At 54.7% G+C, this 24658-nt stretch carries 23 protein-coding genes; 15 read left to right on the top strand and 8 right to left on the bottom strand.

Features of this window, described 5'->3' with window-relative positions; genetic code table 11:
• Positions 1–42: 42 nt before the first annotated feature.
• From QHL1GM_RS07645 to QHL1GM_RS07625, 5 genes are all read left to right on the top strand, one after another.
• On the top strand, positions 43–1107 hold the full coding sequence (locus QHL1GM_RS07645; protein WP_071693931.1) for an arginine N-succinyltransferase: 1065 nt from the start codon (positions 43–45) through the stop codon (positions 1105–1107).
• Entirely contained in the window at positions 1107–2138 is a 1032-nt protein-coding gene (astA, locus tag QHL1GM_RS07640) for an arginine N-succinyltransferase (protein WP_071693930.1), read from the top strand. Before QHL1GM_RS07645 ends, astA begins: the two co-directional genes overlap by 1 nt.
• A gap of 23 nt (positions 2139–2161) precedes the next feature.
• Positions 2162–3634 (top strand): succinylglutamate-semialdehyde dehydrogenase, encoded by a 1473-nt coding sequence (gene astD / locus QHL1GM_RS07635; RefSeq protein ID WP_071693929.1) that lies wholly within the window; start codon positions 2162–2164, stop codon positions 3632–3634.
• Positions 3631–4986 carry an N-succinylarginine dihydrolase gene (gene astB / locus QHL1GM_RS07630; protein WP_071693928.1) on the top strand — a complete coding sequence of 452 codons (1356 nt, stop codon included), beginning with the start codon at positions 3631–3633 and terminating at the stop codon, positions 4984–4986. Before astD ends, astB begins: the two co-directional genes overlap by 4 nt.
• A gap of 91 nt (positions 4987–5077) precedes the next feature.
• Positions 5078–5503 carry an N-acetyltransferase gene (locus tag QHL1GM_RS07625; protein WP_071693927.1) on the top strand — a complete coding sequence of 142 codons (426 nt, stop codon included), beginning with the start codon at positions 5078–5080 and terminating at the stop codon, positions 5501–5503.
• A gap of 147 nt (positions 5504–5650) precedes the next feature.
• On the opposite strand, the gene QHL1GM_RS07620 is transcribed toward QHL1GM_RS07625, so the two are convergent.
• Together QHL1GM_RS07620 and QHL1GM_RS07615 are read right to left on the bottom strand one after the other, a co-directional pair.
• A complete protein-coding gene (locus tag QHL1GM_RS07620; protein WP_254795273.1) occupies positions 5651–6529 on the bottom strand; it encodes a DMT family transporter in 879 nt (292 codons plus the stop codon).
• Positions 6530–6718: 189 nt separating this feature from the next.
• Positions 6719–7558, bottom strand: a complete 840-nt coding sequence (locus QHL1GM_RS07615) for a PhzF family phenazine biosynthesis protein (RefSeq protein WP_071693925.1) — start codon at positions 7556–7558, stop codon at positions 6719–6721.
• Between the two features lie 403 nt (positions 7559–7961).
• On the opposite strand from QHL1GM_RS07615, the gene bluB reads away from it, so the two are divergent.
• Complete coding sequence (gene bluB / locus QHL1GM_RS07610; RefSeq protein ID WP_071693924.1) at positions 7962–8639, top strand: 5,6-dimethylbenzimidazole synthase; 678 nt, start codon at positions 7962–7964, stop codon at positions 8637–8639.
• Between the two features lie 242 nt (positions 8640–8881).
• Here the strand turns inward: bluB and QHL1GM_RS07605 are convergent, their stop codons facing one another.
• On the bottom strand, positions 8882–9325 hold the full coding sequence (locus tag QHL1GM_RS07605) for an SRPBCC domain-containing protein (RefSeq protein ID WP_071693923.1): 444 nt from the start codon (positions 9323–9325) through the stop codon (positions 8882–8884).
• A gap of 173 nt (positions 9326–9498) precedes the next feature.
• Here QHL1GM_RS07605 and QHL1GM_RS07600 point away from each other — a divergent pair, with 173 nt between their 5' ends.
• Complete coding sequence (locus QHL1GM_RS07600) at positions 9499–9828, top strand: helix-turn-helix transcriptional regulator (protein WP_071693922.1); 330 nt, start codon at positions 9499–9501, stop codon at positions 9826–9828.
• An 11-nt stretch (positions 9829–9839) separates the two neighbouring features.
• Complete coding sequence (locus QHL1GM_RS07595) at positions 9840–10274, top strand: SRPBCC domain-containing protein (protein ID WP_175540361.1); 435 nt, start codon at positions 9840–9842, stop codon at positions 10272–10274.
• A gap of 88 nt (positions 10275–10362) precedes the next feature.
• Here the strand turns inward: QHL1GM_RS07595 and QHL1GM_RS07590 are convergent, their stop codons facing one another.
• Positions 10363–11430 carry a class I SAM-dependent methyltransferase gene (locus QHL1GM_RS07590; RefSeq protein WP_071693920.1) on the bottom strand — a complete coding sequence of 356 codons (1068 nt, stop codon included), beginning with the start codon at positions 11428–11430 and terminating at the stop codon, positions 10363–10365.
• Between the two features lie 157 nt (positions 11431–11587).
• Here QHL1GM_RS07590 and QHL1GM_RS07585 point away from each other — a divergent pair, with 157 nt between their 5' ends.
• The 4 genes from QHL1GM_RS07585 to QHL1GM_RS07570 all read left to right on the top strand — a co-directional run bounded on the left by QHL1GM_RS07585 (position 11588) and on the right by QHL1GM_RS07570 (position 15879).
• A complete protein-coding gene (locus tag QHL1GM_RS07585) occupies positions 11588–12619 on the top strand; it encodes a GlxA family transcriptional regulator (RefSeq protein ID WP_071693919.1) in 1032 nt (343 codons plus the stop codon).
• 146 nt (positions 12620–12765) lie between these two features.
• Positions 12766–12993 (top strand): hypothetical protein, encoded by a 228-nt coding sequence (locus QHL1GM_RS07580; protein WP_071693918.1) that lies wholly within the window; start codon positions 12766–12768, stop codon positions 12991–12993.
• The gene (locus QHL1GM_RS07575; RefSeq protein WP_071693917.1) at positions 12986–14467 is read left to right on the top strand and encodes a sodium:solute symporter; all 1482 of its coding nucleotides are present in this window, start codon (positions 12986–12988) and stop codon (positions 14465–14467) included. The genes QHL1GM_RS07580 and QHL1GM_RS07575 overlap by 8 nt, the downstream gene beginning before the upstream one ends.
• A gap of 89 nt (positions 14468–14556) precedes the next feature.
• The gene (locus tag QHL1GM_RS07570) at positions 14557–15879 is read left to right on the top strand and encodes a DUF2252 domain-containing protein (RefSeq protein WP_071695943.1); all 1323 of its coding nucleotides are present in this window, start codon (positions 14557–14559) and stop codon (positions 15877–15879) included.
• A gap of 20 nt (positions 15880–15899) precedes the next feature.
• On the opposite strand, the gene QHL1GM_RS07565 is transcribed toward QHL1GM_RS07570, so the two are convergent.
• From QHL1GM_RS07565 to QHL1GM_RS07555, 3 genes are all read right to left on the bottom strand, one after another.
• Positions 15900–17699, bottom strand: coding sequence for a GGDEF domain-containing protein (locus tag QHL1GM_RS07565; RefSeq protein ID WP_071693916.1), 1800 nt, complete (start codon positions 17697–17699; stop codon positions 15900–15902).
• A 255-nt stretch (positions 17700–17954) separates the two neighbouring features.
• Positions 17955–19007 (bottom strand): SPFH domain-containing protein, encoded by a 1053-nt coding sequence (locus QHL1GM_RS07560; protein ID WP_071693915.1) that lies wholly within the window; start codon positions 19005–19007, stop codon positions 17955–17957.
• 2 nt (positions 19008–19009) lie between these two features.
• Positions 19010–19504: an NfeD family protein gene (locus QHL1GM_RS07555; RefSeq protein ID WP_071693914.1), complete on the bottom strand. Its 495-nt coding sequence runs from the start codon at positions 19502–19504 to the stop codon at positions 19010–19012.
• 121 nt (positions 19505–19625) lie between these two features.
• Between QHL1GM_RS07555 and QHL1GM_RS07550 the strand changes: the two genes are divergently transcribed.
• Both QHL1GM_RS07550 and QHL1GM_RS07545 read left to right on the top strand, forming a co-directional pair.
• Complete coding sequence (locus tag QHL1GM_RS07550; RefSeq protein WP_071693913.1) at positions 19626–20057, top strand: DUF305 domain-containing protein; 432 nt, start codon at positions 19626–19628, stop codon at positions 20055–20057.
• An 88-nt stretch (positions 20058–20145) separates the two neighbouring features.
• Positions 20146–20862 carry a trimeric intracellular cation channel family protein gene (locus tag QHL1GM_RS07545; RefSeq protein WP_071693912.1) on the top strand — a complete coding sequence of 239 codons (717 nt, stop codon included), beginning with the start codon at positions 20146–20148 and terminating at the stop codon, positions 20860–20862.
• A gap of 16 nt (positions 20863–20878) precedes the next feature.
• Here QHL1GM_RS07545 and QHL1GM_RS07540 read toward each other — a convergent pair whose 3' ends face one another.
• On the bottom strand, positions 20879–23836 hold the full coding sequence (locus QHL1GM_RS07540) for a hypothetical protein (RefSeq protein WP_071693911.1): 2958 nt from the start codon (positions 23834–23836) through the stop codon (positions 20879–20881).
• Between the two features lie 109 nt (positions 23837–23945).
• Between QHL1GM_RS07540 and QHL1GM_RS07535 the strand changes: the two genes are divergently transcribed.
• On the top strand, positions 23946–24653 hold the full coding sequence (locus QHL1GM_RS07535) for a DUF3581 family protein (RefSeq protein WP_071693910.1): 708 nt from the start codon (positions 23946–23948) through the stop codon (positions 24651–24653).
• The last annotated feature ends 5 nt before the right edge of the window (positions 24654–24658 follow it).

Here is a 24658-nt window from a genome sequence, read left to right as displayed (position 1 = left end):
CAGGCTGCGTCAATCGTGTTAACTGAAGGGGGAGCGTCGAGGATGCTGGTAGTTCGACCCGTTAAAGCGTCTGATCTCACGGCGCTTGAGCAATTAGCCGAGCATGCAGTGCCTAAGCTGACCAACTTGCCCGCCAACCGTGAGCGGCTTCAGGAGCGTATTGCCCGCTCTCAAGACGCATTTAATGGTGACGTCGAGTTTCCAGAAAACGAGCACTATACGTTTGTTCTGGCCGATGACACGCGTGAGGAAGTGCTCGGCACCGCGACCATTCGCGCCCAGGCGGGAGCCAATGAGGCTTACTACACCTATCGCCAGGAAACGCTGATTCACGCTTCTCAGCAGTTGAACGTACGTCGCGAAGTACAGACGTTGGCGCTTTCCCATGAAGTCTCGGACGCCACCTTACTGTGCGCTTTTTCGCTTAATCCCCGCTATAAAGGCACCAGCGCGGAGAGCCTGCTGCGCCGGGCACGATTGATGTTTATCGCCCAGTACCCCGAGCGCTTTTCGCGCATTCTGGCGGTGGCGTTTCCCGGCTATCTCGATACCCGCAGCGAATCGCCGTTCTGGGAGAGCGTAGGGCGCCACTTTTTCGCCCGCAGCTTCCAGGATATGAATCATATTGCCGGGGTGCGCTCGAAAAGCTTTATCGCCGAAGTAATGCCCCAGTTCCCGCTCTATCTGCCGCTTTTGACGCCCCAGGCGCGGGCGGCGATTGGCCGGGAGCACCCGGCCCACGAAGAGGCGCTGGAAGAGATGCTGGCGGAGGGTTTTGTGCGCTCGCGCCATGTGGATATTTTCGACGCCGGGCCGATCGTCAAAGCAGAGCGCGAGCGGTTGGAGACCTTTCGCAGTGCCGCCTGGCACCCGGTGCGCATTCGCCCTGAACACGCGTTGCCCGATGCCGAACCCGCGCTGGTTGCCAATCAAAAGCTGGGTGAGTTCCGCTGCATCGTCGCGCGCTACGCGCTGTCACCCACGGGCCAGCTGATGCTCTCAGCTGAGCACGCCGAGCGTTTGGGCGTTACGGAAGGGCGGGCAGTACTCGCCGCACCGCTAACGCTTCCCACTGTAGTAGACGCGCTCGATGAAGGAGAAATGTAATGCGCATTCGACCCATTGCCCGTGATGATTTGGATGGGCTCCAGGCGCTTGCGCAGCAGGCGGGCGTTGGTTTTACCTCGCTGCCGGATAACCGCGAGTTTCTAGCCGGAAAGATTGAAGCGGCGGCCAGTGCCTTTGAAGAGCGTACCCCGGTGGATGACCGGCTTTATTTCTTTGTGCTAGAGGATGAAGTAAGCGGCGAGCTGGCGGGCTGCTGCGCCATTGAGGGGCAGGTTGGCCGTGAAGTACCGTTCTACAACTACCGGCTGGGCACCTTGGCCCACTCCTCGGTTCAGCTGGATCTGCACCGCACCATCGATACACTGTTTTTAAGCTCCGACCATACCGGCGACGCCGAAGTGTGCTCGCTGTTTCTACGACCGGAATACCGCGGCGAAGCCAACAAACATTTGCGCAACGGCGCGCTGCTCTCCAAAGCACGCTGGCTGTTTATTGCCCAGTTTCGTGACCGTTTTCCCGACAAAGTATTAGCGGAAATGCGCGGTGTGTTCGATGAAAACAATACCAGCCCTTTCTGGGAGAGCCTGGGTAAACACTTCTTTCCTATGGATTTCAGCGAAGCTGACCGCCTAACCGGCCTGGGGCAGAAGAGCTTTATTGGCGAGCTGATGCCTAAGTTTCCCATTTACACCACTTTCATGGCCGAAGAGGCGCGGGCCTGTATTGGTCAGGTGCATCGCCACACCCGCCCGGCGCTGGAGATGCTGAAGAAAGAGGGGCTGCGCTGGGAAGGCTATATCGATATTTTCGACGGTGGCCCGACGGTGGAGGCGTACATTGACGACGTGCGTGCCATCCGCAACTCACGGCTCTGTCAGGTGGAAGTCTCTGCCTCTGCCAGCGAAGAGAGCGTCAGCCGCTGGCTGGCGGCCACCACTCAAATGTTGAATTTTACTGCCAGCTGGATAGGCCGAGCGCCCACCGATGACAACACCATCGTGCTTAGTGAACAAGAAGCGCAGCGTTTGAATGTCACCACCGGCGATCACCTGCGGCTACTCGAAACCTAGGCGACGTTTACAGGAGAGTTTTTATGCACGCCCAACAGCAGCAACTGATCAATGGCGCCTGGGTCGCAGGCGACGCAGAGCCTTTGAGCAAGCACGACCCTGTTTCTGGCAAGTCGCTATGGCAAGCGGCGACCGCTAGCGCTGAGCAGGTCGCGGGCGCGGTAAAGGCCGCCCGCGGTGCCTTCCCCGGCTGGGCGCGCACACCTTTTGCCGAGCGCCAAGCGCTTGTCGAGCGTTTTGCCGAGGTGCTCAAAACACGCGGTGAAGATCTGGCCATGGCGATTGCTTCAGAGACCGGCAAGCCGCTCTGGGAGGCGCGCACCGAAGCGGGCGCCATGGTGGGTAAGGTAGCGCTGTCGGTTAAGGCGTATAACGAGCGCACCGGTGAACGGGCAAAAACAGTGGGCAGTGCAAACGCGGTGCTGCGCCATCGCCCTCATGGTGTGATGGCGGTGTTTGGCCCTTATAACTTCCCTTGCCACCTCCCGAACGGGCATATGGTGCCTGCGCTATTGGCGGGTAACTGTGTGGTCTTCAAACCCAGCGACCAAACCCCGCTTACCGCGGATTTGACCCTCCAGTGCTGGCTAGAGGCCGGGCTTCCGGCAGGCGTCATTAACCTGGTACAGGGTGGTGTGCCGGTAGGCCAGGCGCTGGCAGGTCACCCTGATATTGATGGTCTGCTGTTTACCGGTAGCGCCAAAGTGGGCGGTATGCTGCACCAGCAGTTTGCCGGACAGCTGGATAAAATCCTCGCGCTGGAACTGGGCGGCAACAACCCGCTGGTGGTGAAGGATGTCGACGACGAGCGCGCCGCGGTGTTGACCATTCTGCAGTCGGCGTTTCTCTCCGGCGGCCAGCGCTGCACCTGTGCGCGGCGCTTAATGGTGCCGGAAGGTGCCGTCGGTGATCGCTTGATTGATGCGCTTTCAGAGGCGATCACCAAGCTACACGTGGCGGGTCAGTTCGAGGAAAATCCTGCGCCGTTTTACGGCGGTTTGGTCAGCGTAGCGGCGGCGGACGGCTTGCTCAAGGCCCAAGAGGAATTAGAGGCTATGGGCGGTACGGTGATCAACCGTATGAAGCGCCTGCAAGAGAACACCAGCCTGTTAAGCCCTGCGCTGATTGATGTGACCGGCCTGGATGTACCGGACGAAGAGCACTTTGGCCCGCTGCTGAAAATCCACCGCTATAGCGATTGGGATGAGGCGCTACAGCTTGCCAATAACACCCGTTATGGGCTTTCTGCTGGGCTCATTGGCGGCGATCGAGCCGATTGGGATGACTTCCTGCTGCGTATTCGCGCCGGAATCGTCAACTGGAATCGCCAAACCACCGGCGCATCCGGCGATGCCCCTTTTGGCGGCGTGGGTGACAGCGGCAACCACCGTCCCAGCGCGTTTTATGCGGCGGACTACTGCGCCTACCCGGTCGCCTCCATGGAAGCTGACAGCCTGGAGATGCCCGAGACCCTGCCGCCGGGAGTGAGTCTATGAGTGCCGCCGGCATCAGTAGCGTCAGGGAAGTCAATTTTGACGGCCTAGTCGGCCCAACCCATAACTACTCTGGGTTGGCCGTGGGCAATGTCGCGTCCATGAGCCACGGCGGCCTGGTCTCCAATCCCAAAGAGGGGGCGCTGCAGGGGCTGCTTAAAATGAAGTCGCTGATGGACGCGGGCTATGCCCAGGGCGTGCTGCCTCCTCAACAGCGCCCAGACATTGGCGCACTGCGCGATTTAGGTTTTAGCGGTAGTAATAGCGATGTGCTGGCCCGCGCCGCTAGTGAGGCACCGCAGTTGCTGCGAGCGGTATGCTCGGCTTCCAGTATGTGGACGGCTAACGCGGGAACTATTACTCCCAGCATGGATGCACCCGATAGCCGGGTACACTTCACGCCAGCCAATCTGCAGTCCAGCTTTCACCGCTATTTAGAGCCGCAAACCACTGGCCGAGTGCTACAGGCAATCTTCCGTGACGAACAGCACTTCGCCCACCATCCGGTGCTGCCCGCTACCCCAGCCTTTTCCGATGAAGGTGCGGCCAATCACACCCGTCTATGCGGTGAGCACGGCGAGCCTGGCGTTCATCTGTTTGTGTATGGCCGCCAAGCGTTTGGCGGCGAGCGTGAGCCAACACGATTCCCCGCCAGGCAAACCCTGGAAGCCAGTCAGGCTGTAGCCCGCCAGCATGGGCTTACGCAAGCGCAAACCGTATTCGCCCAGCAGCACCCGGACGCCATCGACGCGGGCGTCTTCCATAATGACGTTATTGCGGTGGGCAACGGCCCCGTGCTGCTCTACCACGAAATGGCGTTTCTGGATGAAGAGGGCACGCTGGACGAGCTTCGCGCCAAAATGGCCAGCCCGCTGATACCGGTGCGCGTGCCCTTGGAAGCGGTGAGCATGGAAGACGCGGTAGCGTCATATCTCTTCAACTCACAGCTGCTATCCAACCCAGATGGCACCATGACCCTAGTGGTGCCGGGCGAATGCCAGGAGCGGGAAGCGGTATGGCGCACCATCCAAGACCATTTGCTGGCGGGCAATAACCCGATTAGTGAAGTGATCGTCAAAGACGTCAAGCAGAGCATGCGCAACGGCGGCGGCCCCGCCTGCCTGCGCCTGCGTGTTGTGCTTACGGACGCAGAACGTGAAGCACTCACCGGCCGCGTGCTGCTCACCGAGGCGCTTTATGATGACCTAACCGCTTGGGTAAATCGCCACTACCGCGACCTTCTTGCCCCCGATGATCTCGCCGACCCTCAGCTCGCAGAAGAGTCCCTTACTGCGCTGGATGAGCTAACCCAGCTCTTAAAGGTTGGGCCGGTTTACCCATTTCAGTTGGGGTAGGGATTACGCTAAGCTAAAAAACAAAAAGCCAAGGCCATTCCTTGGCTTTTTGCATTTAAAAACGGATGGTCACGTTGTCAGGAATAGATAGATGAAGCTCATTATTCGGCCGACTAACGACAAGGCATTCGCGGAAAACATAATTCTGCAGAATATGTCAGCCTACTACAAACAGTTGGATATGCGCTGGGATACAGCGCTGTTTGATAAACAGTGGGGTCAGTTAGATAGCTACGAGTTAGTCGTCAATGATTGCCCAGTAGGCTTGTTATGCTTAAATCATGATGATGAAGTCTACTATATTCGCGAACTACAAATTGACCAGAATTGGCAGCGTCTAGGCTTAGGTACAGCGGCAATCCGCTACACGGAAGACATTGCGCAACAAGCGGGCATTAACTTACTTCGACTCCGTGTGTTTTGTCTAAACCCCGCAATCGCTTTATACGAACGTATGGGGTTTTGTATTTGTAAAACCGATGGTGGTATTCACTATATGGAACGGAGCATTCTTTAGCGATAGAACTAACATCGTTTAATGTTTCGATTGAACTCTTCTGTTCCCGATTCCTTGCCAAATTCTATGCCCAGTAATTAACGAGCCAATATTGCTTTTACAAACGCTTCTAGTCACTCCTAATAACACCCCCCTTTATCCTATCTCTTAGGTTGGCTCCCTGGAAAGCGGCTTGGCTTTGCCAATATTGAGCAGGGCAATACCTGCACCGATTAAAAGGGTGCCTAGTAGCAAGCCCTCGGGGGCGGCTTCTCCCTGCAACAGGATGGCAACTGGAACGCCAACCACGGCGCCTACGGAACCCAATAGGCTCAAAAACACCGGGCCGCCACTTTTCTGTAGCATGAAAAGCAGTAAAAACTGGCCTGCAAAGACCACTGCCTGAAGGGCAATCAGCAAGAACGGCAGGGAGCGGTCTGTCGGAACGCTTAGTGAGAAGCCCGGCAGAAAACCCACGCTGATTAGAATGACGGTAGCGGCGATTAGCATTCCGGGCGCCAGTGCATCGCTGGATACGCCTTCTGGCCAGCGCAAGGTTCGGTAAAGGTTGCCTATGGCTAGCAGTACGGGCCCAATTAAAGCGAGAAGAATCCAGAGATAATCAGCATCCGGTGCGGAAAGCTTATGGAAGGCTAGGATGAAGGCGCCTGCGAGGGCTGACATAACACCGGACGCCCGCAACACCTGGAAGCGTTCCATTTTTAACGTTAATGCGCCGATGTAGGTGAGCAGCGGTGGCAAGGTGATGATTAATGCCACGAATCCAGCACCCACATGGGGGATAGCTGAGAAAAACAGCAGGTTGGCGCCGGCTACGCCTAACAGCGCAGAGATCGAGTAATACTCAAGGGTGCGCACGTTAACCGGTGGTAAATTGCGGCGGAAAGCCGCGAGAACTAACAGAATAAGCGCCGCCCCTAAAATTGACCAAAACAGAAAAGCGAGCGCGGATAGCTGAATGTCACCGGCAAGTTTAGCCAAATTAGTCGATAGTCCCAGCAAGGCACCGCCAGATAGCAGGTACATAAGTGGCGCAAGCCAAGCTCTTCTACGTGATTTTTTGCGGTTAGCGCTTGGTAATGTCATTAGTCTTTGTACGAAAACTGCCTGAGTACGACAATGATGCGTGGAGTACCGGCCAGTTAGCCATTAGTTAAACCGCGTATTAAATCAAAAGAAGTCGAGTAGTGAAGGGTGTGGCTTGTGCGGAGCCATTCAGTTTGCAATCTCTACGGCTGTTCCAGACACTACGATTCCTCCTTGCTTTGGTACTTCAACTTGCAGCAGGCTTAATCGTCCCATCGCTTCACCCTGTTTTATCAGAAATTTCCCAGGTACATCAATCAATTTAGCGTCTCGCAAATATCCACCTAGCGCTGCAGCTGCAGCAGCAGTGGCAGGGTCTTCCACGACGCCGCCCACTGGGAATGGATTGCGTGAATGAAACAGGTCGCGGTGTTCTCGAAATACTAGCTGCAGCGTCGTAAGACCCTCTCGTAACATTAAAGACTTCAGTTTTTCAAAATCGTAATCGAGTTGGCTCAATCGATACTGAGAGTTGACCGCTAAAATAAGATGCCAGACTCCGCCATAGGCTAAGACAGGGGGAATCGTTAGATCCAGTGCATCAGATGGCCATTGCAGTAGCGCGAGTACTTCATCTACAAGATGTTCAGCGACAGGTTTATGTGCAGGTTCCACCGAGGTGAGTGCTGCCTGAATCTGACCATCAACTGCCTGAACCTTCACCGGTACGCGGCCTACTAATGTATCTAACTGATACGTGCCAGTACCACCTAGTCGCCCCAGCATAACCGCAGTTGCAATCGTGGCATGACCACAAAAATTGACCTCTGCTAGCGGGCTATAGTAACGAATCGTTCTAATTGCGCCGCTAGCTGGGGCGATAAAAGCGGTTTCCGAGTACCCCACCTCTGCTGCGATACTCTGCATCGTCTTAGTATCTGGCAGCTCGTTGCCAATCCAGACGCCAGCAGGATTGCCACCGGCTGGGTCTGATGAAAAGGCCGACAAGCGGTATAAATGCTCACTCATTATGCTCTGCTCCCATTAGAGGATAGCGATGAATAGCGAAGCTAGCTAAACCACAAGCACTAGTGTGACCTCAAATATAGACAGTAGATCTGCTCAGTATGGATAAGTGTACTTGGAGACCCACATGAAGAGCCGGATACTACTGTCCGCGCACCCCCTCCGTCATCGCCTCCATAAACGCGCGTACTCTGGCCACATAGCGCAGGTCTGGGTGAGTGAGCAACCAGAGCTGAGTGGTGAGCGCCGCTTAGCCGTAGTAGCGCTTCATCGGCATCTTTTCTGTTTGCAGTGACGCTGGTGTCTGTCGGGCGCCAAACAAACCCGCTGAGATGGCGGCTAGGCTGAGCTCGTGTAGACTCTTCACTGTCTATAAAATTGTTCATCAAAAGGCCCGATCAGCGCAATGACCACCTCGAACCACCGTTTTTCCGATGCTGAGCGCCGTGGGCTTTACCGCGCCATACACGAGCGGCGCGATGTGCGCTCGCAATTTCTGCCCGACCAGATTCCCCCTGACGTACTGGCTCGACTTTTGGAGGCAGCGCATCATGCGCCTTCAGTGGGGTTTATGCAGCCTTGGGATTTCATCGTGATTGAAAGTCGTAGCGTCAGGGAAACGGTGCTGGAGATGTTCGAGCAGGAGAACCAGAAGGCCGCTGAGCGCTTTGAAGGTGAGCGCCAAGAGCATTATCGCAGCCTTAAGCTGCAAGGTATTATGGAGAGCCCGCTTAATCTCTGTATTACCTGTGACCGCAGCCGGGGCGGCCCCCATGTGCTAGGGCGCAATAGCATTGTGGATACCGACCTTTTCAGCACTTGTTTAGCTGTGCAAAACCTCTGGCTGGCAGCGCGGGCGGAAGGCATTGGCGTTGGGTGGGTGAGTATTCTTGACCAAGAGCAGCTAAGCGTGGCGTTGAACCTGCCGAAGCGCGTTTACCCGCTGGCGTATCTCTGTCTTGGCTATGTGAGTGAGTTTTTAGACCAGCCGGAGCTTGAAGCGAAAGGCTGGCGTTCCCGCCTGCCATTAAGTGAATTAGTGCATGGCGATAAGTGGGGGCAGCCGCTTGCAAGTAGTCTTTAATGTGCTTGGCGAGCATTGCCACAACAAGAAGATGAGATCCTCTTCATTAAAATTGCATTTAAATATCGACGGGTGAGCCAGAGTCGATTACCAGCTAAGCGTAGGAGCGAGCAATAAGCCCTATATGGTTGCTGGACTTTACTTTGCGTTTGGTCTGCTTGTAGCGACAGCAATAGCCGAAATCAGGGCGCTATGCTTTCATTAACATTCCCAAGATAGTGCCCTGGCTTTGCTATTTTCGGCTACATACCGGTGGCCTCGATTTTGATGTCTTCAGGGAAAGGCCGCCCTTTTCCTTCTTCTACGTAATCCCGCAGGCTCAGCAGGAAAGTCGCCCATTTAGTCGAGCAGTGATAGAAAAACGGGTTTTCGCTGCTCCACCCAGCATGGCGAAACATCACTTGGTTGTGGGTGTCTTGCGGGTGAATATCAAACTCGATTCGGGTGCCTAGCCAATCATCGGGCCCATTGATGCACTCCCAATGCACCTGCGTAGGATTGCTCTTGATGACGCGCATATCAAAGCCACCGTTATCACCAAAGGTGAACGTTATCGTGCCACCCTCCGTGGGATCTCCGGAAGTATCCTGCGTCCACCAGGAAGCGAGGCCATCGAGTGTAGTCAGGGCCTTAAGTATTTCTGATTCATCGGTTGCAGTGCCGAACGTCAAACAGATGTTAGCCACGGTTTGTCTCCTTGCTCAAGCGATGTGCCGGAATGGCCATCTACTTGAATATGCTAGTCATCCGGGATGAAAAGTTAATAATAGAAATGGAAAATAGTTGGTTTCAGTAATTTATTGATATTGAATGTTTTTATACTATTCTATAAATAATTTTATTGAGATGATTTCCAACTATGGAAAATGATGAGCGTCTAGATGCCGTCTTTTTCGCGCTCTCCGATAAACGTCGTCGTTTACTACTGGCAGAGTTGGCGGCTGGGCCTAGATCGGTTAGTGAACTGGCGACGATAACGGGCATGAAACTGAGCGCGACATCGAAACATATCGCGCTGTTGGAAGCAGGGAGTCTGCTTTTTAAGACGCGACATAAGCGCGAGGTGTATTGCCATCTTAATTTCGATGTTTGGCAGGAAGTGACGAGCTATATAGCGATGCATGCTAAATTCTGGTCTGGCAGAATCGATGAACTCGAGGCTCATCTCAAAGACACTGGAGCACGATAATGGATCCGGTCATGATTAAGCGCGTATTACCTTGCAGTAAACGACAGCTTTTTGATGCTTGGTCTAAACCGTCGGTGATGATGCAGTGGTTCTTCAAATCACAGCAACCCAGCGCACCGAGTACTGTGAATAGCAGCTTCACCGTGGGTGGACGTTTCGAGGTGATTATGCATTTGCAGACCGGCGACTATCGGCACCATGGTGATTACCGAGCAATCTCCCGCTACAGCCACATTGCATTCACCTGGAATTCACACCTTGTTCAGAGCAGCCTTGTTGAGTTGCACTTTCGGGAGTTGTCGCCTCATCGCTCCGAATTAACGCTAACCCATACGCTCTTACCCAGCGAAGAGGTTCGTACCAAGCACGTGGAAGGCTGGAATGGATGTCTGGATAATCTAGAGCGGTTTTTTACAGATCAGCTTCCCCTTGATCAGAGACATTAAGCTTTTCGCGGATGAATATACTGCATAGGGCGCTCCTGATGGAGCGCCCTATGTAACGTTTTACGCAGCCAATTTATTTTCTCTATTCTTAACGCCGCACCTCAAGAATCAAGTTAAACGGTGTCTCAGCTGCGCGTCTAAAGTGGCTGAACCCAGCCTTGCGAAACACCTCTGCTAAGCGTGCTTCGCCAGCTTGCGCACCGAGAACCTGCTTGCCCCCTTCGGAGATTGCATGGGCACAGCAAATAGTCGTGGAAGCGGCGTAATACATTCTCGCTACCAGCGACAGGTTGTTTTCAAGGTGGTCCTGCGCATAAGGCTCAACTAACAACACGGTGCCGCCGGGAGCCAGCACTTTGGCGGCATAGTTCGCGGCTGCCACTGGATCACCCATATCGTGCAGGCAGTCGAAGAAGCAAATCAGCCCGTACTGCCTGTCCTGATAATCGTCTGCCCGTGCCACTTCAAAGTGCGCGCGCTCGGCGACGCCAGCCTGGGTGGCATTTTGCCCCGCCTCGCCAACAGAGGGCTCATGGGCATCAAACCCGTAAAAGCGCGATTTAGGAAAAGCCTTAGCCATCAGCACCGTGGAGTGTCCAAACCCACAGCCAACGTCGGCAACCGTGATACCAGCTTCAAGTTTATCAATGACGCCTTCCAGCGCGGGCAACCATTCAGGTACCAGACTGCTGCGATAACCGTTACGGTAAAAGGCCGCGACGCCGCACTGAAGGCGGCTGTCATGGTCGCCCCATGACACGCCTGTGCCAGTTCGAAATGCCTCAAGGGTTTTTTCTTCGTCAAACCACATTGAGGCGGGCACCTGCCATGCCGGTGGAATAAATACAGGGCTATCTTCGTTTGCCAGCACCATCGCTTGTTCAGGGGGGAGTTCGTAGGTATCGCTGATAGCATGGTAGGCAACATAGCCGCCCGCGGCTTGGGAGTTTAACCACTCTCGGACATAGCGTTCAGCGCAGTGGGTGCGCTGGGCAAGTTCGATAGCGCTAATGGGGCCTGCACTCTCCATTGCTTTGTAAAGCCCAAGCTTGTTGCCCAGGCTGACCATAACACCGCCATAAGCGGATGACAGATCGCCCACCGCTTGCATGACAAAGGTTTCCAACTTGGTTTGATCGATAGTCGCTACGCACATGGTCTACGCTTCTCTTATTTGGTGTGAGGGTTTCAGTTGAAGGTATCAACTGACCGCACTCATAATCTCAGCGGTACCCTCTCGGTATAAGAGTCAGAATCACCCTAAAACGGTTCGTTTCTGCCACGACGCTTTTGTGCGATGGGAAACCTAGGCCATGCCTCAACCACTCGCTAGCTTTGGCTCTACTCCCTATCATGTCAGCCTGCTGGCGTTGCCTGATGCGGTGATCTCTACGCTGGCAGGTATCTACGATGTGATGAACGCTGCCTCGTTGATGAACCTTGTGCCAGACGGTTCACCCGCACCTTTTCATGTTGAGATTGTGGGCGAGACCGAGGGCTCCCTTGCACTGGCGAGTGGCGTACCTATCACCGTGCAGCGGGCAATCGAGAGCATTGCCACCACCGATATCGTGATAGTTCCCTCAGTATTGCTGCGCGCGCCTGGTTGGGAGAAGGGGCGTTATCCACACCTGGTTGAATGGCTACATGAAATGCACAATACAGGCGCCGTGTTGTGCTCAGCCTGCTCTGGTGTTTTCCTGATAGCCGAGACCGGCCTTTTCGACGACCGTGATGCCACGGTGCATTTTGGCTACGCCCAGGCGTTTACGACTTGCTATCCTCAGGTGGTGACGCACCCCGAGCGTGTCTTGGTTATCGCTGGCTTGCGTGACGAATTGATTAGCTCCGGTGCCTCCACCAGCTGGCACGATCTAGCGTTATATCTTATTGCACGCTACGCCGGTGCCACCACCGCGCAGGAAATCGCACGTCTTTACGCGCTGCAGTGGCATCAGGATGGCCTTACTCCCTATATGATCTTCGAAGGTAAAACAGACCACGGTGATGCCGATATTCAGGCCGCGCAAAAATGGCTATGCACACATTTTTCGGTCGCTAACCCTGTGGAGGAGATGATCAAGCGCTCCTCACTTGCCGAACGCACTTTCAAACGTCGATTTGCTAGCAGCACCGGTCTGACGCCTATCGTTTACATCCAACGTTTACGCATTGAGGACGCCAAACGTCGCCTGGAAAGAACTGATGCCAGCATCGATAACATCAGTTGGCAGGTGGGCTATGAAGATGCGGCTTTCTTTCGGCGCTTGTTTAAACGCACCACCGGGCTTGCGCCAGGCGCTTACCGTAAGCGTTTCAGGATGCCAGATTTTGCTCGGGGCTAGTGGTAGTCGTAGGGAACCTCGCCCCATCGCCGCTGGCCGAAGCCTGGGCCGCAGAGGGAGTTAAACGTAACAGTCTTGTTGACTAGCTTTATAATTAAAAAAGCTTCCATCGAAAAGCTTTCATCAAATAATCAAGGGAAACACTCATGCGACGTTTATTGGTGCTGCCTACCTCTCGGGCGGGCTGGGGGCTGTTAATTGCTTTTTTGGCGCTGGTGCTGGCGGGTACGTGGCCGGTGATTGGTTGGGTGAACCGGGCAACTTTGGTGCTCGGCCTGCCGTTGTTAGTGGTGTGGAGCTACCTGGTGATTTTTGCCTGCGTCGTGGTGATGCTGATTGGCAATCGCATTGTTGAGCGAGACAACCATGAATAGCCCTTGGCCACTGCTGATTACGTTGGCCTATGTCGCCATCGCGATGATGATTGGCCTACGCGCCAGGGCAGGCCGCTCCATGAATAACTTGGAAGAGTGGGGCGTGGCGGGGCGTAGCATGGGGCCGGTAACGCTCTACCTGCTGATCGCCGCCGGTAGTGTGAGTGCTTATACCTTTATGGGAGCGCCAGGTTGGGCTTATTCAAAAGGCGTCGCGGTATTTTACGTAGCGATCTACCTTGCTTATCTGGCGTTGATAGCGTGGTACTTCGGGCCGAAGGTGTGGCAGTTCGGCGAGCAGTTTGGCCACGTGACCCAGGCAAGCGCCATTGCTGACCGCTATCAAAGTCCTGCGCTGGGGGCACTGGCAGCGCTGGTGATGGCGATCGGCTCTATTGCCTATGCGGTACTGCAAACCATTGGTTCAGCGTATATTTTGTTTGTGATGAGCGGTGGTTTGATTCCCATTTGGTTGGGGGTTGTGCTGGTGCTGGCCTGCATTGCCGTATATCTCTACGCCAGCGGTCAGCGGGCGATTGGGCGCACTAATGCCTTTCAAGGCGTGTTGATGCTGATCGTCGCCTGGGCCGTTGGCCTGTGGGCAGTGCACAGTGCTACCGGCGGCTTAAGTTTTGCTGGAGTATTCGAGCGTATCCAAACTGAGCATAGCGAGTTTCTCACCCTGCCAGGTGCAGGTGGCGATATGAGCTTTAGTTTCTGGACGACCTCGATCATCGTTTCCATGTTCTCGTTTATGCCGCCGGTGTGGACACAGTGGATGAGCGCTTCCTCTGCACGCACTATTCGCCGTAGCGCTACTTGGCTGCCCACTTATTACGTGGTTATTTTGCCCATGGTGGTTGTAGGCTTTATCGGCATTTTTTCGCTGCCTGAGCTGGCCCGGGCCGATACCGTTGTACTCGAATACGCCATGCAGCACTTGCCGGTGGTATTAGTGGGACTGCTCGGCGCGGGTACCCTGGCAGCCTCAATGTCTTCCAGCGAACCGTTTATTCATTCGGTATCGCTATCACTCAGCAAGGATGTACTTCAGCCGGTGTTAAAACTCTCTAATGGAGTTACCGGTAAACTCGCACGACTGCTGATCCTGCCCATTATGTTCTTAGTCGTAGCGCCGCTCGCCATTGCCGAGCCCGGCAGTTTAGTAATGATTCTGTTGGTGGGTTTGGGGTTTGCCTCCCAGGTGCTGCCTGCCTTTATCGGCATGTTCTTTTGGCCGCGGGCATCTCGCTTGGGCGTGATGGCGGGTATCTTGGCAGGTTTTCTGATTACCGTAGCGTTTACGACACTTTGGCCACACCCGATGGGCATTCACGCGGGCTTCTGGGGGCTGATGCTCAATCTGCCGGTATTTGTCACAGTCTCATTGATGACGCCTGCAACCCAAGATGAGGTGGTGGAGCGCTTCTTTCGTATAGCTGCTCCTCGTGGCTTTACTCGCATGGGCCGATAGGCGTGTAGGCCAGCCACTGACTTAATCTATTCATGGTTATCGGCTACCTTTGTACCAACGCGTTTTTTTGCATCAACAAAGGCAATTCGATGAGTCACGCATTGACTGGACATAACCGCCCTCAGCGAGTGATTGAGGCAACCCATCAGGCGAATAACACTTTGCCAACGGCCACCCGCCAAGCTAAGTACGCCAAAATGGCTGCGTCGCCTTACCGCTTTTACCGCGGTAGTAACCATCTGTATTGGAATGACGTATGGCACGATTGGCGTTTTGCACTGTTCGGCGGCTGGCCTGAAACCCAAACTTGGCTGCAAGGGGATGCTCACGTCTACAACTTCGGCGCCTATGGTCACCATGATGATCAAGTGCGCTACGGTATGGATGACTTTGATGATGCGCTGATTGGCGACTACCAATATGATCTGTGGCGGCTGGCCATCAGCGTCGTGTTAGATGCTCGCGAAAATGCTGAGATGTCTCCAAAAGCGATTGATAAAGCGCTTAAAAAGTTAATAGAGGGCTATTACCAAACGCTGGCTAACCACGTCGACGGCAAACCCGTTCACGCCGTGACACTTGATACCGCCAAAGGCCCGCTAAAGCCCTTTATGAGTAAAGTGGCCGATAAGCAGAACCGTGCTCGCATGCTTGAAAAGTGGACGACTCTAGATGAGCAGAAAGGCCGCCAGTTCGCCGAGCGGCCTGGCAAGCTGGCTAACCTGCCAGCGGATGTGTCCAGCCAACTGCGCCGCCTGATTGAGCAGGAGTATCAGCAAACGCTGCAACACGCTATTAAAGAGAGTGATCCCCAGCATTTTCGCGTCAAAGATACGGCGCGACGCTTGGATGCAGGCACCGGTTCATTGGGCGTGGAACGCTATTACGTCTTGATTGAGGGCGGTGTCGAGCAAGAGCACGATGACATCATTCTGGATATCAAAGAGCAGATTCCCCCGGAGGCGTTTCGGTTAATGAATAAAAACCAGCAGCAGGCGTGGCGTAAGCTGTTTCCTAACGAAGCCATCCGCCATGCTGCGGCGTTCCACGCCATTGCCGAGCATCCAGACGCCTATCTCGGCTGGTTAACCATGAACGGAAAGGTGTTTTCGGTGCGTGAGCGCTCGCCGTTCAAGAAAGACTTCCCAACCCATAAACTCTCTGGCGGTAAGTCATATCGAAAACTGGCCCAGCAGTGGGGGGAAATTCTCGCCCGTGAACACCTGCGCGGTGCCCAGGCGCTTAACCAGGGTGACCCAACACGCTTTGCCAAGGCCGTTTGCCAACGATTAAAAGGGCGTGAAGACCTGTTTGTTGAGGTAGTGTCGACACTGGCGGTAGCTTACGCCGACTGCACAGAGCAGGATTATGCGGTGTTTATCGATCACTTTCTGGCGACGGGGTCGTCTTAATCAAGCAACACCATGAGTCATTATTGCGGTTGCTGTCTACCGAGCATACATCCCTGTTCTTCTAGCGTCTTTTCCCATACTACACAGCGGTTACGGCCGCTGTGCTTGGCTTGATAAAGCGCTTCATCGGCAAGACGTAGCAACTTCTTAGGGTCTTGAGTGTGATCTGGATACGTTGCGACACCGCAGGAGAGCGTGATTTTCCGCAGTGGGGTGCCTTGATAGGCAAATGCCTGATGAGCAATGGAGGTTAGCAGCGCCTTGGCGCGAGATTCGGCAGCGATTCGGGAGGTGGCGGGTAGCAAGGCAACAAACTCTTCACCCCCAAAGCGACAGATCACATCCAGATCCCTTAGGTGGTGACGCAGTAACAGGGCGATTTCGACCAGTACAGCGTCTCCAGCATCGTGCCCAAAATCGTCATTAATCTGTTTAAAATGATCCACATCCAGCATTAGCACGGACAGTTGACTTGCATGCTGCTTTACTCGCTGACACTGGTGCTCGAAGGCCGTGTCGAAATGGCGTCGGTTGTGCAAGCCTGTTAACGGGTCTTTGCGTGAGAGTCCTTCCAGTTCCTGAACTAACCGGTCGAGATCGGCGGTTCGCGCCGCTACCTGCTGTTCCAGGGTCTCATTGGCCATCGCAAGCTGTTGTTGTGTATGCCGATAGTGCCATAGAAAAATAGCTGCGTTAGCCAAAGAAAAAGCCAGTGTGCCGTAGCTCAAGGGCACACTGCGCCAGTCCACAAAACCGTGGGCGACCGCCATATCGGCCAACAGCAGCGGGGCAAAAAAGGTAAAACTCACTACTAAAAGCCGTTGTTCAAGGGTAAGCCGTTGAAAGCGCATGAGCGCAAGCGCCAGCATCATGGGAAGCGTTAAGGCCAGCATGACATCAAATACGGGGAAGGTTAGTGACAGACTCACCATCCCAAGTTGAACCAACCCAATTGCAAGTACCAAGTACCCCAAGTGAATAACCCACAAGTGCGTTATCCAGCGCTTTGCGGTGCCTTCCAGCCAGTAGCTGAGCAACAGCCCTAACGCCACCGGCAAGGTGTAGTAGCTGCCCGCTCGGAGTGTGTCCCAGGCCAATGGATTATCGGCAATGAATTGACGCGCTGGCGTCTCCGCAAGCAGCATCAGTCCTGAGGCGTAGGCAAATAACGCAATAGACCCAAAACCACGGCGTTCTGGGCCTATTATGGCGAAAATGGTGGCCAAGACAGCAAGTACTAAAACGAGGGCACTCACGCCGAGATCCTGAGCGGAGTCATGAATAACTTGCTTAAGGACCTCAATGCGCTCCATTACCTGGACTTGGCCCCATAAGCCAATACTGGTGTAGTAAGAGTAAAAGCGAAAGGTGAGCGTCTGACCGGCGGCATTTTCTGGTAGGTCGATCATGTGCCAGGGCCAGCCCGCAAAATCGCCTTGGCCCTGATCGTCAAATTCACCATATTGATAGATGAGTTCGTCGCCTAGATAAACTTGCCCAATCAAATTAATACTGGTGATAAAGAGCACTGGATCGCTCCAATCACCGGCGGGCACTGTAGTGCGTAGCCAGAGGTGTTCATGCCCCTCGCGGCCGGGTGGGTTAGAAGGGGAAGCAGTCGACTGCCACTCTGTAGAGTCGCTTTGCAGCCATTGAGGACGCTTAACGGCATCGTAAGGAGAGTCGCCCCAGCGATACTTCCAGCTCTGCAGGGGGTGTGGTGGAGAAGCAGCTTGAAGGTTGCTTGAAGAAACCAACAGCATGGCAAATGCGATCACGAACAGAAGGCCATAACGAATGGCGTACCCACGAAGCAGCATGGTGAACGTCCTGATTTCCAACAATATTGCATTCCACCGATAAAGGCATCAACAACGACACAAGCAACGAGTGATGCTGCATGATGCCCGTGCATCTGGGCAGTGGTTTTTAGTTTAGCTAAAAAATTGGCTTAGGTTATGAGCGTTTCTTCAACGGTTGGCTGTGGGTAATAGAGAAATAAAATCAGCATTAAAAAAACCGAGCCTGTACGGGCTTGGTCTATCGCGTTATCAGCCAGTGTTTTGATAACGTGGTTAGTAACCGCTAGCGGCGCCGCCTACAATCCCGCTGCGAAAATCACTGTCACCGTGATTACGGCTCTTGAGATGGTTAGCCACAGTATCTTCGGGCGAACCTGCCATCTCACGAAACATGCCCATAGAGCCCAGCAGGGCAGAGGATTCGTAGGGCACAAATACCCGCTCGCCATCTTTCGCCATATTGGGTAATACCTTGATGTAGCTCTGACCCAGCAGGTAACCCACTACTGTGCGTTTATTCTCTTCGCTATCGCCAATCGCACTAAGCACCAGTTTGATCGACTCCTGCTCACCTTGGGCGCGCAGAATGGCTGACTCTTTATCACCTTGAGCGTTGAGGATCGAGGATTCACGCTGGCCCTGGGCCATCGCAATCGCCGCTGATTTTTCACCTTCTGCTTCGGTCACGGTGGCACGGCGCTTACGTTCGGCGGCCATCTGCAGACGCATAGCGGTTTCTACCTCTTCAGGCATGGCGATGTCTTGCACTTCGACGCGGGAGATTTTGACCCCCCATTTAGATGCAGGCTCTTCCATGGCGGCCTGAATTTCGTTATTCACTTCAGCCCGGGATTCAAACAGCTTATCCAGCTCCATTTTGCCGACCACCGAACGCAGCGTGGTTTTAGCCAGTACTTCGACGGCCTGGCTCATGTTCTCAACTTCATAAACGGCCCGCTTGGGGTCGATGATTTGGTAGTAGAGCGCACCGTTGATACGCACCGTGACGTTGTCGGTGGTGACGACCGGCTGGCCGGGGAAATCCATCACCGTTTCGCGGCGGTCGATGCGGGTTTCGTCTGAGGTGATGGCGGTGTAGTCCTCGCCCATTTTGCGATAACGCAGCATGGTGATTGCGCGGGGTTGTTCAATAAACGGGATAATAATGTTAATGCCGCTCTCTAAAACGCGGTGGAACGAACCAAGGCGCTCAACCACCATCACTTCCGATTGGCGAATAATAATCAGGCCTTTAGAGATGATCAGTACGGCAATCACAACAATAATAAGGCTTATTAATAAACCTGGGCTTATAGGTAAATCCATCGTTAAGGCTCCTTGCGTTGGGAATTGTCATCTTGAGGGGCAATGTCGTCAGGCTGATGTAGTGCGACCAGCGCAGTGGTGCCTTCAAAACGTCTAAATACGACCGGGGTACCGTTAGGTAATTCAGTTTCACCGCTATCAAGTACGCGTAAGCGATAGAAATCACCGTTGACTTTAATACCAGTAGCGTCATCAAAATCGCGGCGCAGAGTAGTGTAGCGATTACCTTTCTCCACGCCCGTGCCTGTTGTGCCATAAGCAACGCCGCGGGGGGAGAAGCGCGGACGAATGACCATGATGCATAGCGGCAACAGTACCCCGGTAAAAATCCCCATGCTGAGCAGTTGCCAAGGAAGCGTTAACCCCAGTGCAGTAACCGCCGCTGTTAGCGCCGCGGCAATACCCAGTGCAAGCAGCACCATCGCGCCAGAAGTTAGCTCTGCCAAACTCAGCAACAAGGCAAGTACCAGCCAGCTATAAGCCGGGTTCCAGTCCATATGCTCTCCAATGCATGTATGGGTGATGCTTTACAGGGTAACCCACTTGGCACGTCTTGACCTGTGTGCTGCCTGTAGGTTTTAAACTTTAGTTACCACTATTGTCGATAAGAGTACTGCTATGCCGATTTATGCCAATAGCCCGTTGTCCACTTTCCGACCACTCGCTGCATTGAAAATGGCTGCAAGCCTATGTGTAGTAGCTGGAGTGCTGATCGCGCCGTCTGTCTATGCCCAAGAGCACGGTCACCATGGCAGCCACGGCGAGCACAGTACCACTACTGACACCCACGGCGACAACCCTGCCGTAGCCGCCTACCAAGCCGCCAGTGATCGAATGCATGAAGACATGGCAATGGCGTTCACAGGCAACCCCGATGTCGATTTCGCGCAAGGTATGATCCCCCACCACGAAGGCGCCATCGCCATGGCTGAAATTGTGCTGGAGCACGGCGAAGATGAGGAGATTCGCCAACTGGCCGAGGAAATTATTGCTGCTCAGGAGAGTGAAATTGCTTTCTTGAGAGAGTGGTTGAAGCGCCAAGGCCATTAAATGAGGTGTGACCAGTAGGTTGTGCCAATAATGACTAAGAGAGTGCTATCCTGCCTGCCTTCATAGATTGCGAGCAAAGGAGAAGGGCGTGTCGGGCGTGGTCTACTGGCTGGATATGGCGGGTGTCATCGTGTTTGCGCTCTCGGGCGTGATTTTGGCGTGCCGGTCGCGCATGGATCCGATCGGCATGCTGGTGCTGGCTGCGGTGACCGGCATTGGTGGGGGCACGCTGCGCGATTTAGTGCTTGGCGTAAGGCCGGTGTTCTGGGTCACCGATCCAACCTACCTGTGGGTAATTTTAGCCACCGTGGGTGTCTCGCTGATGGGCTTTCACTATATCCACCGCCTATCCCGGGGCTTTTTACCGATCGCCGATGCGTTTGGGCTGGCACTTTTCACGGTTATTGGCGCTCATAAAGCGCTGCTGCTGGGCACGTCTGGCATGGTGGCAGTGTTGATGGGCATGATGACCGGCGTGGCAGGCGGCATGATCCGTGATGTGTTGGCCCAACGAGTGCCTATGGTGCTGCGCGAAGAGGTCTATGCGACGGCAGCAATGGCGGGGGGAATCGTGTACGTGGTGCTACATGCGCTGGAGGCGCCGCTGACTATGGCGATTGCCGCCTCGCTAAGCGTTACCCTTGGGCTGCGTTTGGCGGCTATCCATTGGCATTTGGCGTTGCCGGTATTTGCCTGGGTAACGGTGCCGCCGAAAACCCATGATGAGGCGGCTGCACCGCTTTCTACGCCGCAAAAAGCTAAAGAACGCGTCAGGATGATTCGTCGTGAGCGCAAAAAACGCTAGGCAACGGTTATTTGTATTACCTGCCATTGGCTTCCCGCCAGCGATCAAACCAGCGGCGCGGTTGAATAACTTTTAACGTTGGTTCGCTGTCCTCAAGTTCTACTCCTAATCCAAGCATGCCAAGGCGCGCGTATAGCGCGCCGTTCGCGCTGCGCTCTGCCAGAGTGACATCAGAAAGTAGCAGCAGCGGGCCACCGGTGAGCGTCAAGTCGCTGAGGCTGATCTGCTCGCCGCTTACTTCAAGCTGCGCGCTGCCCTCTATATCGTGAACATTCAGCAGTCGCCCTAGCCAGTCGCTATCCCTTGCGCGGGCGAGAAATAGCCGGGCGAGCAACCCGGTATCACGCATCTCAAGGTTAAGCTGGCTGACGAGACGAATAGGGTCTTCCCACGCCAACTGCGCATCGAGCATGGAAAGCGTTACCCACCAACCGGCATCTGCAGAGCCGTTTTCACTTTGTCGGCTAACGTTCTCAAGGCGTAGAAATGAGTCGTCGGCGATAAAGCGACGAGTTCCCAGGTTGCCGTCGGTGAGATTTAAGTCGAGATGCACGTCGCCGCTAAGCTGCTGATCCAGCAGCGCTAACTCTGCACCAAAGGCGCGTAGGGTAATTTCACCCTGGGCGTTTAAGCCCTCCAGCAGCCACTCGCTTTCTAGGCTGGCTTGCCCATCCAGCAACGTAATACCTGCACCTTCGGGCAGGTAGCGGTTGTAACGGGTGAAGTCGGGCACCTCGGTAATCGGTAGCGCAATACGTGTGGTGAAGTGCTCTGGCTGGGGAGATTCAAGCACATCGCTAAAGCGCTCGGTTTGCGTGGTGAGGGCAAAATGACGACCCTGTAGGTGGGGGCTGTCATCGTCTTGGCGCCTGAGGGCAAAGCGGGGGATGCCAAGCGAGAGCTGGGCCTGCTCTGTGCTGTCCAGTTGGGCGGTGAGTTCGCCACGCCCGCTGGCGAGATAGTCTAAAAACATAACCTCTAGCTGGTCAGCTTTGACCCGCAGCCGAGTGGGTGCCAGCAAGTGGTTATTGCGAAAGGCGCCCTGAGCAAAGAGCTGGCCTTCTCCCGCGATGGCCAAACCGTGAGCGTCAGGCAAAAACGCATTTAAAAAGCCCAGCCGTTGCACGCTTCCTTCTAGTGAAAATTGCCCGCTTGGTACGTTACCTCGGCGTTGAAAACGACCATCATTTAACACTAATACGCTCGCTAAGCGCTCACTAGGTTGGTCGACATCGGCCACTTGCCAGCTCAACCGGGTGCCGCTGATATTCAGCGTTGAGCCATCCATTGCCGCCTGCTGAATGGGCAGTAAAAGCTGCATATCACTGGTTAACGTGCCGTCTTGTTCACCGTGTTGCCAACGAGTGGTAAGCCCGTTTCCGGCTAAATGCACCTCTCCGCTGAGCTGTTTTGACGCCATGGTGAGCTGGCCGTGGCTAGTGGCTTCCCCGCTGAGTAACTGCAGTGGCACGGGGTCAGGTAAAATGGCACCTAAATAGGGTTGTAGAGCGTCAATATTAGGCAGACGCGCGGATTGCCAGCTTAAAGTCGCGGATGCCTCTTCGCGGGTCTTTTCAGGATCAACTGGGCTCAATGCCACGACGTTGATAGCGGCATCGTCAAGCAGCAGGCGCTCTTGGTGGTGCAGCGTGGCGTCGGAAAAGTTGAGCGTTGCCTCAATGACCTCTTGCGGTGTCAGTTGGGCATTAAGCGAGCCGCTCCCCAGGGCGGTGAACCCCCGTGTATCCGCCTTCAACTCGGGTGCTTGAATGCTCAGCTGGGCATCAAAAGGGCGCGATTCGAGAATGTTGGCAAAGGCTTCAATTTGGCCATGGCCTGAAACGCGGATGTCTTCTAGTTCAGTGCTCTCTCCCTCTGCACCGGGTGAAAGATACCGGTTCAGCATATCCAGGCGGGTGATGTCACCTTGCAACGCTAGCGTCGCCGCCGTGGGTAGGTCGAGTTGATCCAGGCGCTGATTGGGAATTTGGGTAGCAAGGCGAAGCTCGGCGTGCTCTGCGTAAGGGTGTGTGTCGGCTAGCTCAACATCGTTCAGCTGCGTTGAAAAATGCAGTTGATCGTTCTCAACCGCCAAGCGAACCTGACCTTCACCCTTAGCCGTGTGGCGAGGCGGTGGGTTATCCGCCACTAGCCAGCGTGGAGAGTCGCTGGGCCTGCGCAGACGCTGCTCATCAACTGTTAAGTTCAGCAAAGGGGCGTCCAGCATCAATTCGCTGCCGGGTTGTAACTTGCCAGCGGTTAGCTCCAGCTCCCCCGTCAGGGCCCCGCGCCCCGCTAGGGTTAGCCAGGGCAGGGCGTCTAGATAGGGCATAAAGACATCCCAGGCATCTGCCTGGGCATCCAACTGTAGCTGTGCAGACAGCGCAGCAAGTAAATCAGGGTTCAACTCGCCGCTGGTGGCGTCGACAGGGATTATCGTTTTGAGCGTCGCATCAGCGTTAAGATTGATAGCGCGGACTAAGGTGGCTTGATCACTTAGGCGAACTAAACGACCATTAGTGATGGCGAGGTAAACGTTAGGGATCGCTAAGGTGTCGCGACTTAGCGTGGTCTCCGTTACTTGCAGCTGGCCGTCAGCTTCAAGTGCGATGTCACCCACGGTCAGGCGGCGGATGCCCTCGGCATCGAGTGCGTCGATATGCAGTTCGCCGCGCAACAGGGCTAGTAGCGAGAGCGAAAGAGTGGCGCGTTCGGCCTCAATTGAGATGGGCAGTGCTTCATCTTCACGGGCTAAATAGAGTCCCTCGACTTCCCAGCGACCTGGGTGTCGACTGACGCCTTGCTCCCAGCGAATGTCGATGCCCTCAAATTGTGAAATACGCGCTGGCAGCCACTGGCTATTAAGCAGCCAATAACTGCCCGCCACCCAAATAAGGATGAGAAACAGTAGGCTAATCAACACCCTCAGCAGTAGGCGAGGCAGGCGATTTTTACGAGTGTTCGCGTCTGGCATAATGGTTTCCCTAGCAGATAACTCCTGTTTGGGCGTGTTTTATGGCATTATGCGCGGCGTTGGGCAGTGACGGGTCTTCGATTTCAACGCTAGGCAGGCAACAAACGCCATGTTCAAGGATTTTTACGCGCAGCGCGGGGAGTATGTAGTGATCTCCGCAGAGCAGGCCAGTCGCTTCGCAAAAGGCGTGGCTGGTGACTACAACCCTATCCATAACCCGGATGCACGCCGTTTTTGTGTGCCTGGGGATCTGCTGTTTGTACTGATACTCACAAAGTTTGGGTTGTCGCGGCAAATGGAATTTCGCTTCACCAACATGGTAGGTGCTGACACGCCGTTGAAGTTTAGCGAAGCAGAGGATGGTGTACTTCATGTCTGCGATGAGAGCGGCAAATGCTACTTGCAGGTAGTGCGTAGCGGTGACATTACCCACGATCCCGCTGTGGTGGAAGCCTTTGCACGCTGCTATGTCGCGTTTTCAGGCAAAAATTTCCCGCACTACCTCAAACCGCTGATGGAAGAGCACGGGGTTATGTTTAACCCTAAACGCCCACTGGTGATCTACGATAGCATGGGCTTTTCACTGGAGCGGTTGGATGGCTTTTCGCCGGGCTTAACGCTGAACCACTCTTCGCTAGAGGTTCAGGGTAAACGCGCCGATGCGTTGCTGGAGTTCTCGATTGAGTCCGCTGGTGAAGCCGTAGGGGTGGGCTCCAAAAAGCTGGTAGTAAGCGGCCTTTGTGACTACGACGCCGATGAAATGGCCGCTATTGTAGAAGAGTTTTATCGCCTCAAGGCCGCCTACGAGTCGGCCTAATATCC

The organism is Halomonas sp. QHL1 (assembly GCF_001882345.1).
GTDB lineage: Bacteria > Pseudomonadota > Gammaproteobacteria > Pseudomonadales > Halomonadaceae > Vreelandella.
Note: the sequence above shows the minus strand (reverse complement) of the source record. Positions and strands in the feature narration are given on the sequence as shown.